We start from the raw sequence: 13893 nt of genomic DNA, 5'->3' as shown, positions 1-13893 counted from the left end.
CCGACTACTTGTCGATGTCCCCGACCACGACGGCGAACGACCCCAGCACCGCCGGCAGGTCGTCCACCCGCGTGCCGGGCAACAACGCGGACAGGGCCTGGACGTTGTTGAACGACGGCGTCCGCAGCTTGAGCCGCCACGGCGTCTTCTCGCCCCGCGACGCCAGCAGCACGCCGGACGTGCCCAGCGGCGCCTCGACCCGCGTGTAGACGGCCCCCTCGGGCGCCTTGACCGCCTTGGGCAGCCGCAGGTTCACCGGGCCGCTCGGCAGCCGGTCCAGGCCCTGGAGCACCAGCCGCACGGACTGCCCGACCTCGTCCACCAGGCACCGGACGCGGGCCAGGGCGTCGCCCTCGGTGCGCACGACGGGCCGGACGTCCAGGTCGCGGTAGCCGGGCAGCGGGTCGTCGCGGCGCAGGTCGAGGTCCACCCCGGACGCCCGCCCGATCGGTCCGGTGACGCCGTGCGCCAGCGCCGCGTCCCGGCTGAGCACGCCGATCCCGGCCAGTCCGGTGGGGATCTCGCCGGTGTCCACAGTGGACACTGCTGCGCGGACCCGGTCCACCCAGCCGGCGGGGACGTCCTCGCGCAGCCCGCCGATGCGGTTGAACATGAAGTGGATGCGCCCGCCGGACGCCTCTTCGAGCACGGCCTGCACGGCTTCGCGGCCGGCGGCGGCGACCGGGCCGGTGAGCGGGGTGAGGAAGACCAGGTGCGCCATGATCCGGTTCAGCTCGCACAGCACCGCCCGGAGGACCTGGGCGCGGGGCGGGACGTCCATGCCGGTCATGCGCTCGACGGCGAGGGCGACGGCGAGTTCGTTGCAGAAGGCGGCGAGCCAGTCGTGGCGGTTGGCCAGGGTGAGGACCTGCCGGTAGTCGCGGACCTCGAAGAGCTTCTCGGCGCCCCGGTGCAGGTGGCCGACGAGCGGTTCGGCGGCGGTGATCGTCTCGTCGTCGCGGACGGTCAGGCGCAGGCGGTACGCGCCGTGCGCGGACGGGTGCAGCGGGCCGAGGTCGACCACGCGGTCCACGCCCAGGTGCCGCGCACTGGCCCCGACCCCAACGGTGATCTCCACGGACCCATGCTCGCACGGACCGGCGCGCCGGCCCTGGCGTGGCCTCCGGCCCCCGACTCCATGATCGCACGGGGTACCGACAAAGCCGGGCGTGCGCGAGGTCCCGGCGGCAGGCGAGGTCCGCAGCGTCCTGGGTAGCAGGGAGCGTGAGGTCACGGTGTCCAGGGCGGCAGTGGGGGCAGCAGCGACGACACCGGCACGTCGACCCCGTGCAGCAGCCAGCCGAACGCGCCCAGCCCCGCCGGGTCACGCAGCTCCGCCACCCGCCCGGACCTCGCCAGCGACTCCAGCCACGCCATCCCAGCGCCCGACACTTCGCCGGAGAGTCCCAGCGCGGCCAAGGCGTCGCGCTGCGACACCAGCACCCACTCCCCGCCGGCCGCAGCGGCACACGCGTCCAGGGCCACGTGCGCGGTCAGGTCGCATGACCCGTCGAACACCGGCTCGACCTGCCGTCCGTCCCGGTAAGCGGTGAACGTCCCCGCCGGGTACCGACCGGCCGCCCGGTCCGCCCGCACGTGCCCGTAGTCGATGGCCAGCGCGGCACCCCGCACCCGCGACACGGCGTCGGCCCACGCGGCGTCCCGGGGTGCGCCGACCTCCGCCCGCCACCCCGGCCGCAACGGCCACCACCGCGCGAGCCAAGGGTCGGAGCACGGCCACGACACCACCGGGCACGGGATGGCGTCCAGCCACTCGTGCGCGACCAGCAACCCCACCACCGAGTCCGGCAACGTCCGTTCCCACGCCACCCCGGGCAGCGAGCGCGCCGGACCGACGTCCACGGCCGTCACCCGCAGCCGCCGCCCGAGCGAGCCCGACACCGCCGCCCGCACTCCGGCGGACAGCTCCCCGCCGCCGGCTCCGACGTCGACGAAATCCACCCGGGCCGGCCGGCCCAGCGCGAAATCCACCCGATCGAGTAGCACCACGAGGGCTTCGGCCAGCTCAGGGCCGATGAGGGGTGCGGTCCGGAAGTGGTCCGCGGGCAGCTCTCCGCGGGTGAAGAAGCCCGTCGGCCCGTAGAGCGCCTCGCGCCAAGCCCCTTCCGAATCCCGCATCGGTCAAGTGTCCCTTTAAGGTTGCCCACTGTGACCGCCTCCCCTGCCCGCAAGCGCGCGAACCAGCGCCGCTGGACCGTCCTGCTGCCGGTGGTCGGCCTGATCGCCCTGGGGGTGTGCGGCCTGGTGCTGCTCGGCCTGGGCACCACCAAGATCGGGCTCGTCCCGATCCTGGTCGGCGCCGTGGCCGCGTTGCTGCCGGTGGCGGCGGTGCTCGGCGCGTTCCTGTGGGTCGACCGGTGGGAGCCGGAACCGGCGAAGATCCTGCTGCTGGCCTTCGCGTGGGGCGCGTGCGGCGCGACGATCACCTCGCTGGTGTTCAACCAGACCGCGCACGTCCTCGGCGAGTTGATCAACGGTGGGGACGGGTCGACGTTCGCGGCGGTGATCGGCGCGCCGATCGTGGAGGAGGCCACCAAGGCCGTGTTCGTGGTGGTGTTGTTCCTGCGCCGGCGCGAGGAGTTCGACGGCGTGGTGGACGGGATCGTGTACGCGGGCGTCACCGCCGCCGGGTTCGCCTACACCGAGAACATCTACTACTTCGCCCGCGTCTTCGTGGACTCCGGGTTCGGCGACCTGTCCAGCGGCGTGATCGCCCTGTTCGTGCTGCGCGGGGTGCTCTCGCCGTTCGCGCACCCGCTGTTCACGTCGATGACCGGCATCGGCATCGGCATCGCGGCCATGACGGCCAACAAGCGGGTCCGCGTCGTCGCCCCGATCCTGGGCTACCTGGGCGCGGCCGGCCTGCACTCGCTGTGGAACTTCTCCACCACCGTCGGCACCGGCTCGACGTTCATCAACCTGTACTTCCTGATCATGGTGCCGGTGTTCGCCGCAATGGTGTGGCTGGTCATCTGGCAGCGCCGCCGCGAGCAGCGGATCGTGGCCGGGCAGCTGCCGGAGATGGCCGCCAACCGGTGGATCGCCTCCAGCGAGGTCACCCTGCTGGCCAGCCTCCAGGGCAGGCGGCGGTGGCGGCGCGCGGTCCGGCGCAAGGTCGGCGAACAGGCCGCGCGGGCCGTCGCGGGGTACCAGGTGGCCGCGACGGAACTGGCGTTCCTGCGCCACCGGATGGCGTCGGGCACCGCCGAGGCGGGCTCGGAGGAACGTCACTCCGCGCTCCTGGACGCCCTCATCGCCGCACGTCAGGCCGCGATCGACGCACCCGGTGCGCTCAAGGCCGCGGGTGGTGTTCGTCGCAGTTGACGCCCGGTCCGGCGGACGCGGATTACGCTCGCGGCCGTCGTCCGGTACCCGACCACGGGACTGGAACGCCTCGAACGGAGTACGTCGCATGGACGCGACCCCCCGCCCCGCGCGGCTGGCTGTCGGAGTGATCTCCGCGGGCCGGGTGGGCTCGGTGCTGGGCGCCGCCCTGACCAGGGCGGGCCACGTCGTCGGCTCGGTGTCCGCGGTGTCGCGCGCCTCCCTGGCCCGCGCCGAGGAACTTCTCCCCGACGTCCCCGTGCTGCCGCCGCCGGAGGTCGCCGCGAGCGCGGACCTGGTGCTGCTGGCAATCCCCGACGACGAGCTGGCCGGGCTGGTGCGCGGGCTCGTGGCCACCGGGTCGTTGCGGGCCGGGCAGATCGTCGTGCACACCAGCGGCGCGCAGGGCGTCGGCGTGTTGGCGCCCGCGGCCGAGGTCGGCGCGCTGTGCGTGGCGCTGCACCCGGTGATGACGTTCACCGGCCGGGCCGAGGACGTCGAGCGGATGACCGCGTGCTCGGTCGGTGTGACCGCCGCGGACGGCGACGAGGCTGCCTGGAACGTCGGCGAGGCCCTGGTCGTGGAGATGGCCGCGGAACCCGTGCGCATCCCCGAGGCGGCCCGCCCGCTCTACCACGCGGCCCTCGCGCACGGCGCGAACCACCTGATCACCCTGGTCGCGGACTGCGCGGACCTGCTGCGCTCGGCGGGCATCGCCGACGCCGAGCGGATGCTGGGCCCGCTGCTGTCCGCCGCCCTGGACAACGTGCTGCGCCACGGCGACCGCGCCCTCACCGGCCCGGTCGCGCGCGGCGACGCCGGCACCCTCGCCAAGCACCTGCGCGTCCTGGGCGAGCAGGCGCCTGAGACCCTTGCCGCGTACCGGGTTCTCGCGCGCCGCACCTCCGACCGCGCACAGGCCGCCGGGCTGCTCAAGCCCGACGCGGCGACCGACGTCCGCACCACCCTCGAGGACTGAACCAGCATGACCAAGCCGCTCACCAAGGACGACTACTCGCCCAACGACGTCACCGTGCACCGCGACCCGGACCGGCTGCGGCGCGTGGTGCGGGCGCTGCGCGGCGCCGGGCGCAACATCGCGCTGGTGCCGACGATGGGCGCGTTGCACGCGGGTCACCGCAAGTTGATCCGCGAGGCGAAGGTCATGCAGAACACCGTGGTCGTGGTGTCGATCTTCGTGAACCCGACCCAGTTCGGCCCGAACGAGGACCTGGACCGCTACCCGCGCACGTTCGAGTCCGATGTGGACATGTGCCGCGAGGAGGGCGTGGGCCTGGTGTTCGCGCCGAACGCCGAGGACATGTACCTGCCCGGGTCCACGGTGACCCTGTCGCCCGGCCCGCTGGGCGACGAGCTGGAGGGCGCGGTCCGGCCCGGCCACTTCGCGGGCGTGCTGACCGTGGTGGCCAAGCTCTTCAACATCGTCGAGCCGACCTACGCGGTGTTCGGCGAGAAGGACTACCAGCAGCTGACCCTGATCCACCGGATGGCGCGGGACCTGAACTTCCCGGTCGCGGTGGTCGGCGTGCCGACCGTGCGCGAGGCCGACGGCCTGGCCCTGTCCTCCCGCAACCGCTACCTGTCCGCGGAGGAGCGGCTGGCCGCGACCACCCTGTCCGCCGCGCTCACGGCGGGCGCGCACGTCAGCGGGCAGGGCGCGGAGGCCGTGCTCAAGGCCGCCTCGGACGTGCTCGCCGCCGAGCCCGCGGTCTCGGTGGACTACCTCGAACTGCGGGCGCCGGACCTCGGCCCCGCACCGGAGAACGGCGACGGTCGGCTGCTCGTCGCCGCTCGGGTCGGCACGACCCGGCTGATCGACAACGCCCCCGTGCTGCTCGGCACCGGCGACGAGTGAGAGAGGGACCGCGATGCTGCGCACGATGCTCAAGTCGAAGATCCACCGCGCCACGGTCACCCAGGCCGACCTGCACTACGTGGGCTCGGTGACGGTCGACGTCGACCTCATGGAGGCCGCCGACCTGCTGCCCGGCGAGATGGTCGCGATCGTCGACGTCACCAACGGCGCCCGCCTGGAGACCTACGTCATCCCGGGCGAGCGCGGCACCGGCGTGATCGGCATCAACGGCGCCGCCGCGCACCTGGTCAAGCCGGGCGACCTGGTCATCCTCATCGCGTACGGGCAGATGGACGACGCCGAGGCGCGGGCCTACCAGCCCAAGGTCGTCTTCGTGGACGCGGACAACAAGGTCGCCGACCTGGGTGCGAACCCGGCGCACGCGCCCGAGGGCTCGGGCCTGGTGTCCGGCGCGGTCGTGGAGCCGGCGCCGGAGCCCGTGTCGGAGACCGAGGACGCCACGGCGCTGGACGCGTTGATCCAGGCCGAGAACTAGCCGAGCTGAAGAACCGGGAGTACGGGCGTGCTGCTCGCCATCGACGTCGGCAACACCAACATCGTCCTCGGCCTCTACGACGGGACCGGTGACAAAGCCGCACTGGTCCGCGACTGGCGGATGCGCACCGACGCCCGCATGACGGCCGATGAGCTGGCCCTGACCATGCGGGGCCTGCTCGGCGAGTACGCGGACAAGATCACCGGCATCTCGGCGCTGTCGACGGTGCCCGCGGTGCTGCGCGAACTGCGCGTGATGCTCGGCCGGTACTACTCGGCGGTGCCGAAGGTGCTGGTGGAGCCGGGTGTCCGGACCGGTGTGCCGCTGCTGGTGGACAACCCGAAGGAGGTGGGCTCGGACCGCGTGATCAACACCCTGGCCGCGCACCACCTGCACAGCACGGCCTGCGTGGTCGTGGACTTCGGCACGTCCACCAACCTCGACGTCATCTCGGCCAAGGGCGAGTTCCTGGGCGGTGCGCTGGCGCCGGGCATCGAGATCTCGGTGGACGCGCTCGCGGCTCGGGCGGCCCAGCTGCGGAAGGTCGAGCTGGTCCGGCCGCGGTCGGTGATCGGCAAGAACACCGTCGAGTGCTTGCAGTCGGGCATCGTCTACGGGTTCGTGGGGCAGGTGGACGGGCTGGTGCGGCGGATCATCGACGAACTCCAGCTCAGCGAGCCCGGTCCGGTCGCGGTGATCGCGACGGGTGGGTTGGCTCCGCTGGTCGTCGCGGAATCGGCCACCATCCAGAGCCACGTCCCGGACCTGACCCTGCTGGGCCTGCGCTTGGTGTTCGAGCGCAACATGCGCTGAGCGTCAGGCGCGGATCAGGCGTTTGACGTAGGTGATGAGCGGCACCTCGAACTCGCCCTCGGCGGTTTCCGGGCGGGAGCGCAGGTAGGTCAGCATCTTCTCCAGGAGCTGCTGCCGCTCCTCCGGCGGGATCACCAGGGTGTGCGAGTGCGTGCCCACCGTGGCGACCAGGCTTTCCGCTGTCCGCCGGTGGGTGTGGCGGAAGGTGGTCTCGGCCGCGTCCCGGAACAGGGCGTGGTCCGGGACGGTGCGGCCGGCGTACCCGACCGCGGCCGAGATCGCGCCCGAGACCGCGCCGAACTCCGCCACCCACGGGACCGAGGTGTCGTCGCTGTTCCACAGGGCCGCCAGGACGCCGCCGGGGCGCAGGACCCGCGCGATCTCCGGCATGGCCCGGTCCGGGTCGAACCAGTGGAAGGCCTGGCCCACCAGCACCGCGTCCACCGTGGCGTCCGGGACCGGGATGCGTTCCGCCGAACCCGGCAGCGCCCGCACGCCGCCGCAGTGCCGGACCAGTTCCGACAGCATGGCCTCGTCCGGCTCGACCGCGGTCACCTGGTGGCCCTCGGCGACGATGCCGGTGGTCAGCTTGCCCGTGCCGGCGGCCAGGTCGAGCACCCGGTGCGCGCCCGGACCCAGGGGCGCCAGCGCCCAGCGGATCGCGGTGGCCGGGTAGTCCGGCCGGTGCCGGGCGTAGGCCTCGGCCTGCGGGCCGAAGGAGTTGGCCCGGCGAGCAGTCACGTCGTCACCCGTCACCGCACCCACCATAGTGAGAACCCGTTCGAATACCCGAGAGACCTTTCTTCTACCCTTCTCGGCGTGAGTGAGCAGCCTGCGAACCCAGCCGTGACCAGTGACGACGATCTGCCCGAGCAGTTGCGCGTGCGCCGGGAGAAGCGGGCGCGGCTGCTGGAACGCGGGGTCGACCCCTATCCGGTCGAACTGCCGCGCACCCACACGCTGCGCGAGGTCCGGGAAGCGCATCCCGACCTGGAACCCGACACCGCCACCGGCGAGGTCGTCGGCGTCACCGGCCGGGTGATGTTCTTGCGCAACACCGGCAAGTTGTGCTTCGCGACGCTGCGCGAAGGCGACGGCACCGAACTCCAGGCCATGCTCAGCCTGAACAACGTGGGCGACGAGTCGCTGGGCGAATGGAAGACCGACGTCGACTTGGGCGACCACGTATTCGTGCGCGGCGAGGTCATCACGTCCCGCCGCGGCGAACTGTCGGTGATGGCGCACGAGTGGCGGATGGCGGCCAAGGCCCTTCGCCCGCTACCGGTGGCGCACAAGGAACTCGCCGAGGAAACCCGCATTCGCCAGCGGTACGTGGATCTCATCGTCCGGGAGCAGGCGCGCAACACCGTGCGCAACCGGGCCGCCGTCGTGCGGTCGCTGCGGGACTCGTTCCACCGGCGCGGATTCGTCGAAGTCGAGACCCCGATGTTGCAGACGTTGCAGGGCGGGGCGGCGGCCCGGCCGTTCGTCACCCACTCGAACGCGCTGGACATGGACCTCTTCCTGCGCATCGCGCCCGAGCTGTACCTCAAGCGGTGCGTGGTCGGCGGTATCGAGAAGGTCTTCGAGATCAACCGCAACTTCCGCAACGAAGGCATGGACTCGTCCCATTCGCCCGAGTTCTCCATGCTGGAGTACTACGAGGCGTACGCCACCTACGACACCAACGCGGTGCTCACGCGCGAGCTGGTGCAGGAGGCGGCGATGGCCGTGGCCGGGTCGCACGTGGTGACGCTGGCCGACGGCACGGAGTACGACCTGGGCGGCGAGTGGACCACGCTCACCATGTACGGGTCGCTGTCCGAGGCGGTGGGCGAGGACGTCACGCCCGCGACGCCCGCCGAGCACCTGCGCAAGCTCGCCGACCGGCACGGCCTGGAGACCGACCCCAAGCTCGGGCACGGCAAGCTGGTGGAGGAGCTGTGGGAGCACCTGGTGGGCGACCACCTGCACGCGCCCACGTTTGTCCGGGATTTCCCGGTCGAGACCTCGCCGCTGACCAGGCAGCACCGGACGGAACCGGGCGTCGCCGAAAAGTGGGACCTGTACGTGCGCGGATTCGAGTTGGCCACGGGTTACTCGGAACTGGTCGACCCGGTCGTGGAGCGGGAGCGGCTGGAAGCCCAGGCCAGGTTGGGTGCCGCCGGGGACGACGAGGCCATGCCGGTGGACGAAGACTTTCTGCGATCGCTGGAGTACGGAATGCCACCGAGCGGTGGCGTCGGAATGGGCATCGACCGACTGCTGATGGCCATCACCGGCCTGGGTATCCGGGAGACGATCCTGTTCCCCCTCGTGCGCCCGGAATGAGTAACTTCTTCGACTCCGGTCTGCGCATTGCGGTACTTGTGCGCTAACCTGCACTCCGTAAAGCTTTGGGTCGCGGTCGGGGAAACCGCGCATTCGAGTCCAGGAGGATACGCATGGCGCAGAAGGTCACCGTGACCCTGGTCGATGACCTGGACGGTGGGAAGGCGGAGGAGACGGTCGGCTTCGGTTTGGACGGTGTGTCCTACGAGATCGACCTTTCCGCGGATAATGCCGGCCGGCTCCGCGACGCTCTCGCCGACTTCGTCGCCAGTGCTCGCAAGGCGGGCGGTCGCAAGCGCGGTCCGGGTCGTCCCGCCGGGGTCAAGGCGGCGCGTCCCGCGTCCGCCGACCGGGAGCAGAACCAGGCCATTCGGGAGTGGGCGCGCAAGCAGGGGATGAAGGTGTCCGATCGCGGACGCATCCCGGCGGAGGTGTTGGAGGCCTACCACCAGCAGGGCTGAGGCTGATTGACGTGGCGAACGCCACGGCAATTACGTCAATCGACGAAGGGGCACCGGTTTCGGCCGGCGCCCCTTCGTCGTATTCCGGGAAGATCTTGTTGAACGTTGGAAGGTGAAGTTCGCAACGATGTCACGCAAAGCGTGGACCCGTCTGTGAACGGATACCGCCGAACGGATCAGCGCGCGCCGACGCGCGGACAGGTGTCGCACACCTCGGCGCCTGGTAGCGCGAAGTGGAAGCAGCAGCTCTGCCGCCGCCGGGTCCAGCCCGCGTCGGTGGCGCGGAGGGTCGTGGCGGAGGTGAACGGCTCGATCCGGTCCGGGAGGAGCAGGGCGGCGTCCGCCACACCCGCGGCCTCGTCCCCGCACAGCTGACCGGCCCGCCAGGCCGCGCCGTCCAGGGCGTCGGTGGCGGCGGCCCACAGCATCCGCCTGCCCAGCCGCACGGTCGGCCCGAAGGCCCGCACGAACTCGGCGGCGTGCGCGGCGAACCGGGCGCGCAGCAGCCCGGCCAGGGCGTGCTCGTCGGCGACGACGGTGGCCGCCGGGTGGTCGCTCTCGGCGTCGTCGGGCAGGCACGCGAAGTCCTCGGCCAGCAGCGCGACGGCCACGATGTGCGGGCGACCGTCGTCGGCGACCCGCAGGGCCACGTCGGAGGGCCGCAGCGACGGCACCCGGCGGGCCTGGTGGAACAGGGTGCCGCCGACCATGCCGACGACGCTGAGGTACCAGCTCATGACGTACCCGGCGGTGGTGCGCTCCGGGGCCTCGCCGTAGTTGTCCACCAGCCATCGGCCCAGGTCGGCGCGCCAGGCGTCGAACCGGGCGGGCTCGGCCATGAGGGTGTCGGCGGTCGTCCAGCCGGTCGGGTCCTCCGGGAGGCCAAAGCGGACCTCGCACCACTCGGCGAGGGTGTTCGCCCGGCCCAGGGACCCGGCGATGGGCGTGCGCGCTTCGCGTGCTCGTGTCCTCGCCGGTACGGTCATGGTGGAAGGCCCTCGCGGTCGGTTCTTAAGGCTTGCCTAACCTTACCGAGGTTTGCTCGTCTCGGTGGCCGACGGTGACCCCGGTCACGCCACCGGGACGCCGCGCGGCGGGGTGTTCGCGTTGAGCGGACATCGCCCGATCCGTGGAATCTGCCTGGCAGATCCCACGTTGGTACCGATGTCAGAGATCCCCGAAGGTGACTGCACGCGAACGGGAACTGAGAGTGTCGGGGCTGACGACTACAGTGGTCCCACGGTGCCGCGCTCTCCACGGCCGAGCTGTGGGTGAGCCCGAGGACCGCCGGCGCAGCAGTCAGGGAGTGCGAATGTTCGAAAGGTTCACCGACCGCGCGAGGCGGGTGGTTGTCCTGGCCCAGGAAGAGGCCCGGATGCTCAACCACAACTACATCGGCACCGAGCACATCCTCCTGGGCTTGATCCACGAGGGTGAAGGTGTCGCCGCCAAGGCGCTGGAGTCGTTGGGGATCGCGCTGGAGGGCGTCCGCCAGCAGGTCGAGGAGATCATCGGCCAGGGCCAGCAGGCCCCTTCCGGCCACATCCCCTTCACCCCGCGCGCCAAGAAGGTGCTGGAGCTGTCGCTGCGCGAGGCGTTGCAGCTCGGGCACAACTACATCGGCACTGAGCACATCCTGCTCGGCCTGATCCGCGAGGGCGAAGGCGTCGCCGCGCAGGTCCTGGTCAAGCTGGGCGCGGACCTCAACCGCGTCCGCCAGCAGGTGCTCCAGCTGCTCTCCGGCTACTCGACCAAGGAAGGCGCCGCCGAGTCCAGCGGGCGCGGCGAGGGCACCCCGTCCTCCTCCCTGGTGCTCGACCAGTTCGGGCGCAACCTCACCGCCTCCGCGCGGGAGGGCAAGCTCGACCCGGTCATCGGGCGCACCAAGGAGATCGAGCGGGTCATGCAGGTGCTGTCCCGCCGCACCAAGAACAACCCGGTCCTGATCGGCGAGCCCGGCGTGGGCAAGACCGCCGTCGTCGAGGGCCTGGCCCAGATGGTCGTCAAGGGCGAGGTGCCCGAGACGCTCAAGGACAAGCAGCTCTACACGCTGGACCTGGGCTCCCTGGTGGCCGGCTCGCGCTACCGCGGCGACTTCGAGGAGCGCCTGAAGAAGGTGCTCAAGGAGATCCGCACGCGCGGCGACATCATCCTGTTCATCGACGAGATCCACACGCTGGTGGGCGCCGGCGCGGCCGAGGGCGCGATCGACGCGGCCTCGATCCTCAAGCCGATGCTGGCCCGCGGCGAGCTCCAGACCATCGGCGCGACCACCCTCGACGAGTACCGCAAGTACGTCGAGAAGGACCCCGCCCTGGAGCGCCGGTTCCAGCCGATCCAGGTCGGCGAGCCGTCGCTGGAGCACACCATCGAGATCCTCAAGGGTCTCCGCGACCGGTACGAGGCGCACCACCGCGTCTCCATCACCGACTCGGCGCTGGTCGCCGCCGCGACCCTGGCGGACCGGTACATCAACGACCGGTTCCTCCCGGACAAGGCGATCGACCTGATCGACGAGGCCGGCGCCCGCATGCGCATCCGCCGCATGACCGCGCCGCCGGACCTGCGCGAGTTCGACGAGAAGATCGCCGACGTGCGCCGCGAGAAGGAGAGCGCGATCGACGCGCAGGACTTCGAGCGGGCCGCCAAGCTGCGTGATTCGGAGAAGCAGCTGCTCGGCCAGAAGGCCGAGCGGGAGAAGCAGTGGAAGGACGGCGACCTCGACGTCGTCGCCGAGGTGGACGACGAGCAGATCGCCGAGGTCCTGGCGAACTGGACCGGCATCCCCGTGTTCAAGCTCACCGAGGAGGAGACCACCCGTCTGCTCCGCATGGAGGACGAGCTGCACAAGCGGATCATCGGCCAGGTCGACGCGGTCAAGGCCGTGTCGCAGGCCATCCGCCGCACGCGGGCCGGCCTGAAGGACCCGAAGCGCCCGTCCGGCTCGTTCATCTTCGCCGGCCCGTCCGGCGTCGGTAAGACCGAGCTGTCCAAGGCGCTGGCGAACTTCCTGTTCGGCGAGGACGACGCCCTCATCCAGATCGACATGGGCGAGTTCCACGACCGCTACACGGCGTCGCGCCTGTTCGGCGCCCCTCCCGGTTACGTCGGCTACGAAGAGGGCGGCCAGCTCACCGAGAAGGTGCGCCGGAAGCCGTTCTCCGTGGTGCTGTTCGACGAGATCGAGAAGGCGCACCAGGAGGTGTACAACACGCTGCTCCAGGTGCTGGAGGACGGCCGCCTGACCGACGGTCAGGGCCGGACGGTGGACTTCAAGAACACCGTCATCATCTTCACCTCGAACCTGGGCACGTCGGACATCTCCAAGGCCGTTGGCCTGGGCTTCACCTCGGGTCAGGACACCGCGTCCAACTACGAGCGCATGAAGAACAAGGTCAACGACGAGCTGAAGAAGCACTTCCGGCCGGAGTTCCTCAACCGCATCGACGACATCATCGTCTTCCACCAGCTCACGCAGGACGAGATCATCAAGATGGTGGACCTGATGATCGCCCGCGTCGAGCAGCAGTTGAAGAACAAGGACATGGCGATCGAGCTGACCGACCGCGCGAAGAAGCTGCTCGCCAAGCGCGGCTTCGACCCGGTCCTCGGCGCCCGTCCGCTCCGCCGGACGATCCAGCGCGAGATCGAGGACCAGCTGTCGGAGAAGATCCTGTTCGGCGAGATCCAGCCGGGCCAGATCATCATCACCGACGTCGAGGGCTGGGACGGCGAATCGGAAGCGGACGACAAGGCCCACTTCGTCTTCCGCGGCGAGTCGAAGCCCCTGCGGGTGCCCGACGCGCCTCCGGTGGACCTGGCCTCCTCCGGCGGCGACGCCGGCGAGTCGGACTCCGAGTCCGCCTGACGCAGTGCCTGTGAAAACGCCCCCCGGGACCTCCCGGGGGGCGTTTTCCCACTTCGGCGGGTTTCCCTCGATCGAGTGACATGCAGGATCGGGAACCAGGCCGAGGTTCGAGCGTCCCGTGATGTGAAGAGGTCGCGCGGCCCACGCCCCACCCCCAACCCCACCCGCCAACCCGCCCGTCCTGCCCGCCCGCACCGCCCGCCCGCACCGCCCTGCCCGCCCGCACCGCCCGCCCGCACCGCCCGCACCGCCCGCCCGCCGTGCCCGCACCGCCCCTGCCTGCCCGCACCGCCCGCCCGCACTGCTCCTCGCACCCCCGCCGACGACCGGCCCCCTGCCACCGGCCAGCCCGCTGGCGTCCCCTGCCGCTTCGGCCGCTGGCCGCCTGCCGCTCTGGCCGCCTGACCGCCCCGCCTGTCGCCCACTGCCCGCCCCGCTGGCTACTGGCTCCCTCCGGCTGTCGCCTGCTCGGCCTCCGGGCCAGCCCCGAGCCCTCCGGCTGCCGCCCGCTGCCTGCTGGTGGCCTCGCTACCCGCCTGCCAGCCTGCCCGCCACCGAGCGCGCCCCGCCGCACCTGCCTGCCCGCCGTGCTCGCCCGCCCGCGCCCGCGCCCGCGCCCGCCTGCGCCTGCCCGCCCCTGCCCGCCCCTGCCCGCGCCCGCCTGCGCCTGCCCGCGCACACCTGCGCCCTCGCCCGCCGCGCC

12 protein-coding genes are annotated in these 13893 nt (G+C 71.6%); 8 read left to right on the top strand and 4 right to left on the bottom strand.

Features of this window, described 5'->3' with window-relative positions:
- Positions 1–4 precede the first annotated feature (4 nt).
- On the bottom strand, positions 5–1078 hold the full coding sequence (locus tag WBN91_RS04400; RefSeq protein ID WP_337726665.1) for an NADH-quinone oxidoreductase subunit D: 1074 nt from the start codon (positions 1076–1078) through the stop codon (positions 5–7).
- 152 nt (positions 1079–1230) lie between these two features.
- Positions 1231–2139 carry an SAM-dependent methyltransferase gene (locus WBN91_RS04395; RefSeq protein WP_337726664.1) on the bottom strand — a complete coding sequence of 303 codons (909 nt, stop codon included), beginning with the start codon at positions 2137–2139 and terminating at the stop codon, positions 1231–1233.
- A 30-nt stretch (positions 2140–2169) separates the two neighbouring features.
- Between WBN91_RS04395 and WBN91_RS04390 the strand changes: the two genes are divergently transcribed.
- The 5 genes from WBN91_RS04390 (at position 2170) to WBN91_RS04370 (ending at position 6530) form a co-directional block, all read left to right on the top strand.
- Positions 2170–3345 carry a PrsW family intramembrane metalloprotease gene (locus WBN91_RS04390; protein WP_337726663.1) on the top strand — a complete coding sequence of 392 codons (1176 nt, stop codon included), beginning with the start codon at positions 2170–2172 and terminating at the stop codon, positions 3343–3345.
- A gap of 88 nt (positions 3346–3433) precedes the next feature.
- Positions 3434–4324, top strand: coding sequence for a Rossmann-like and DUF2520 domain-containing protein (locus WBN91_RS04385; RefSeq protein WP_337726662.1), 891 nt, complete (start codon positions 3434–3436; stop codon positions 4322–4324).
- 6 nt (positions 4325–4330) lie between these two features.
- The gene (gene panC, locus WBN91_RS04380) at positions 4331–5221 is read left to right on the top strand and encodes a pantoate--beta-alanine ligase (protein WP_337726661.1); all 891 of its coding nucleotides are present in this window, start codon (positions 4331–4333) and stop codon (positions 5219–5221) included.
- Positions 5222–5234: 13 nt separating this feature from the next.
- A complete protein-coding gene (panD, locus tag WBN91_RS04375) occupies positions 5235–5717 on the top strand; it encodes an aspartate 1-decarboxylase (protein ID WP_337726660.1) in 483 nt (160 codons plus the stop codon).
- A 27-nt stretch (positions 5718–5744) separates the two neighbouring features.
- Entirely contained in the window at positions 5745–6530 is a 786-nt protein-coding gene (locus WBN91_RS04370; protein ID WP_337726659.1) for a type III pantothenate kinase, read from the top strand.
- 3 nt (positions 6531–6533) lie between these two features.
- Here the strand turns inward: WBN91_RS04370 and WBN91_RS04365 are convergent, their stop codons facing one another.
- Positions 6534–7298, bottom strand: coding sequence for a class I SAM-dependent methyltransferase (locus WBN91_RS04365; protein ID WP_337726658.1), 765 nt, complete (start codon positions 7296–7298; stop codon positions 6534–6536).
- A gap of 51 nt (positions 7299–7349) precedes the next feature.
- Here WBN91_RS04365 and lysS point away from each other — a divergent pair, with 51 nt between their 5' ends.
- Both lysS and WBN91_RS04355 read left to right on the top strand, forming a co-directional pair.
- Positions 7350–8861, top strand: a complete 1512-nt coding sequence (gene lysS / locus WBN91_RS04360; protein ID WP_337726657.1) for a lysine--tRNA ligase — start codon at positions 7350–7352, stop codon at positions 8859–8861.
- Positions 8862–8974: 113 nt separating this feature from the next.
- Positions 8975–9322 (top strand): histone-like nucleoid-structuring protein Lsr2, encoded by a 348-nt coding sequence (locus tag WBN91_RS04355; RefSeq protein ID WP_337726656.1) that lies wholly within the window; start codon positions 8975–8977, stop codon positions 9320–9322.
- Positions 9323–9498: 176 nt separating this feature from the next.
- Here WBN91_RS04355 and WBN91_RS04350 read toward each other — a convergent pair whose 3' ends face one another.
- The gene (locus WBN91_RS04350; protein ID WP_337726655.1) at positions 9499–10308 is read right to left on the bottom strand and encodes a (2Fe-2S)-binding protein; all 810 of its coding nucleotides are present in this window, start codon (positions 10306–10308) and stop codon (positions 9499–9501) included.
- Positions 10309–10634: 326 nt separating this feature from the next.
- On the opposite strand from WBN91_RS04350, the gene WBN91_RS04345 reads away from it, so the two are divergent.
- Positions 10635–13190 (top strand): ATP-dependent Clp protease ATP-binding subunit, encoded by a 2556-nt coding sequence (locus tag WBN91_RS04345; RefSeq protein WP_337726654.1) that lies wholly within the window; start codon positions 10635–10637, stop codon positions 13188–13190.
- Positions 13191–13893 lie beyond the last annotated feature (703 nt).

The organism is Saccharothrix sp. CCNWYY140 (genome assembly GCF_037401995.1).
Classification (GTDB): Bacteria; Actinomycetota; Actinomycetes; order Mycobacteriales; family Pseudonocardiaceae; genus Actinosynnema.
Note: the sequence above shows the minus strand (reverse complement) of the source record. Positions and strands in the feature narration are given on the sequence as shown.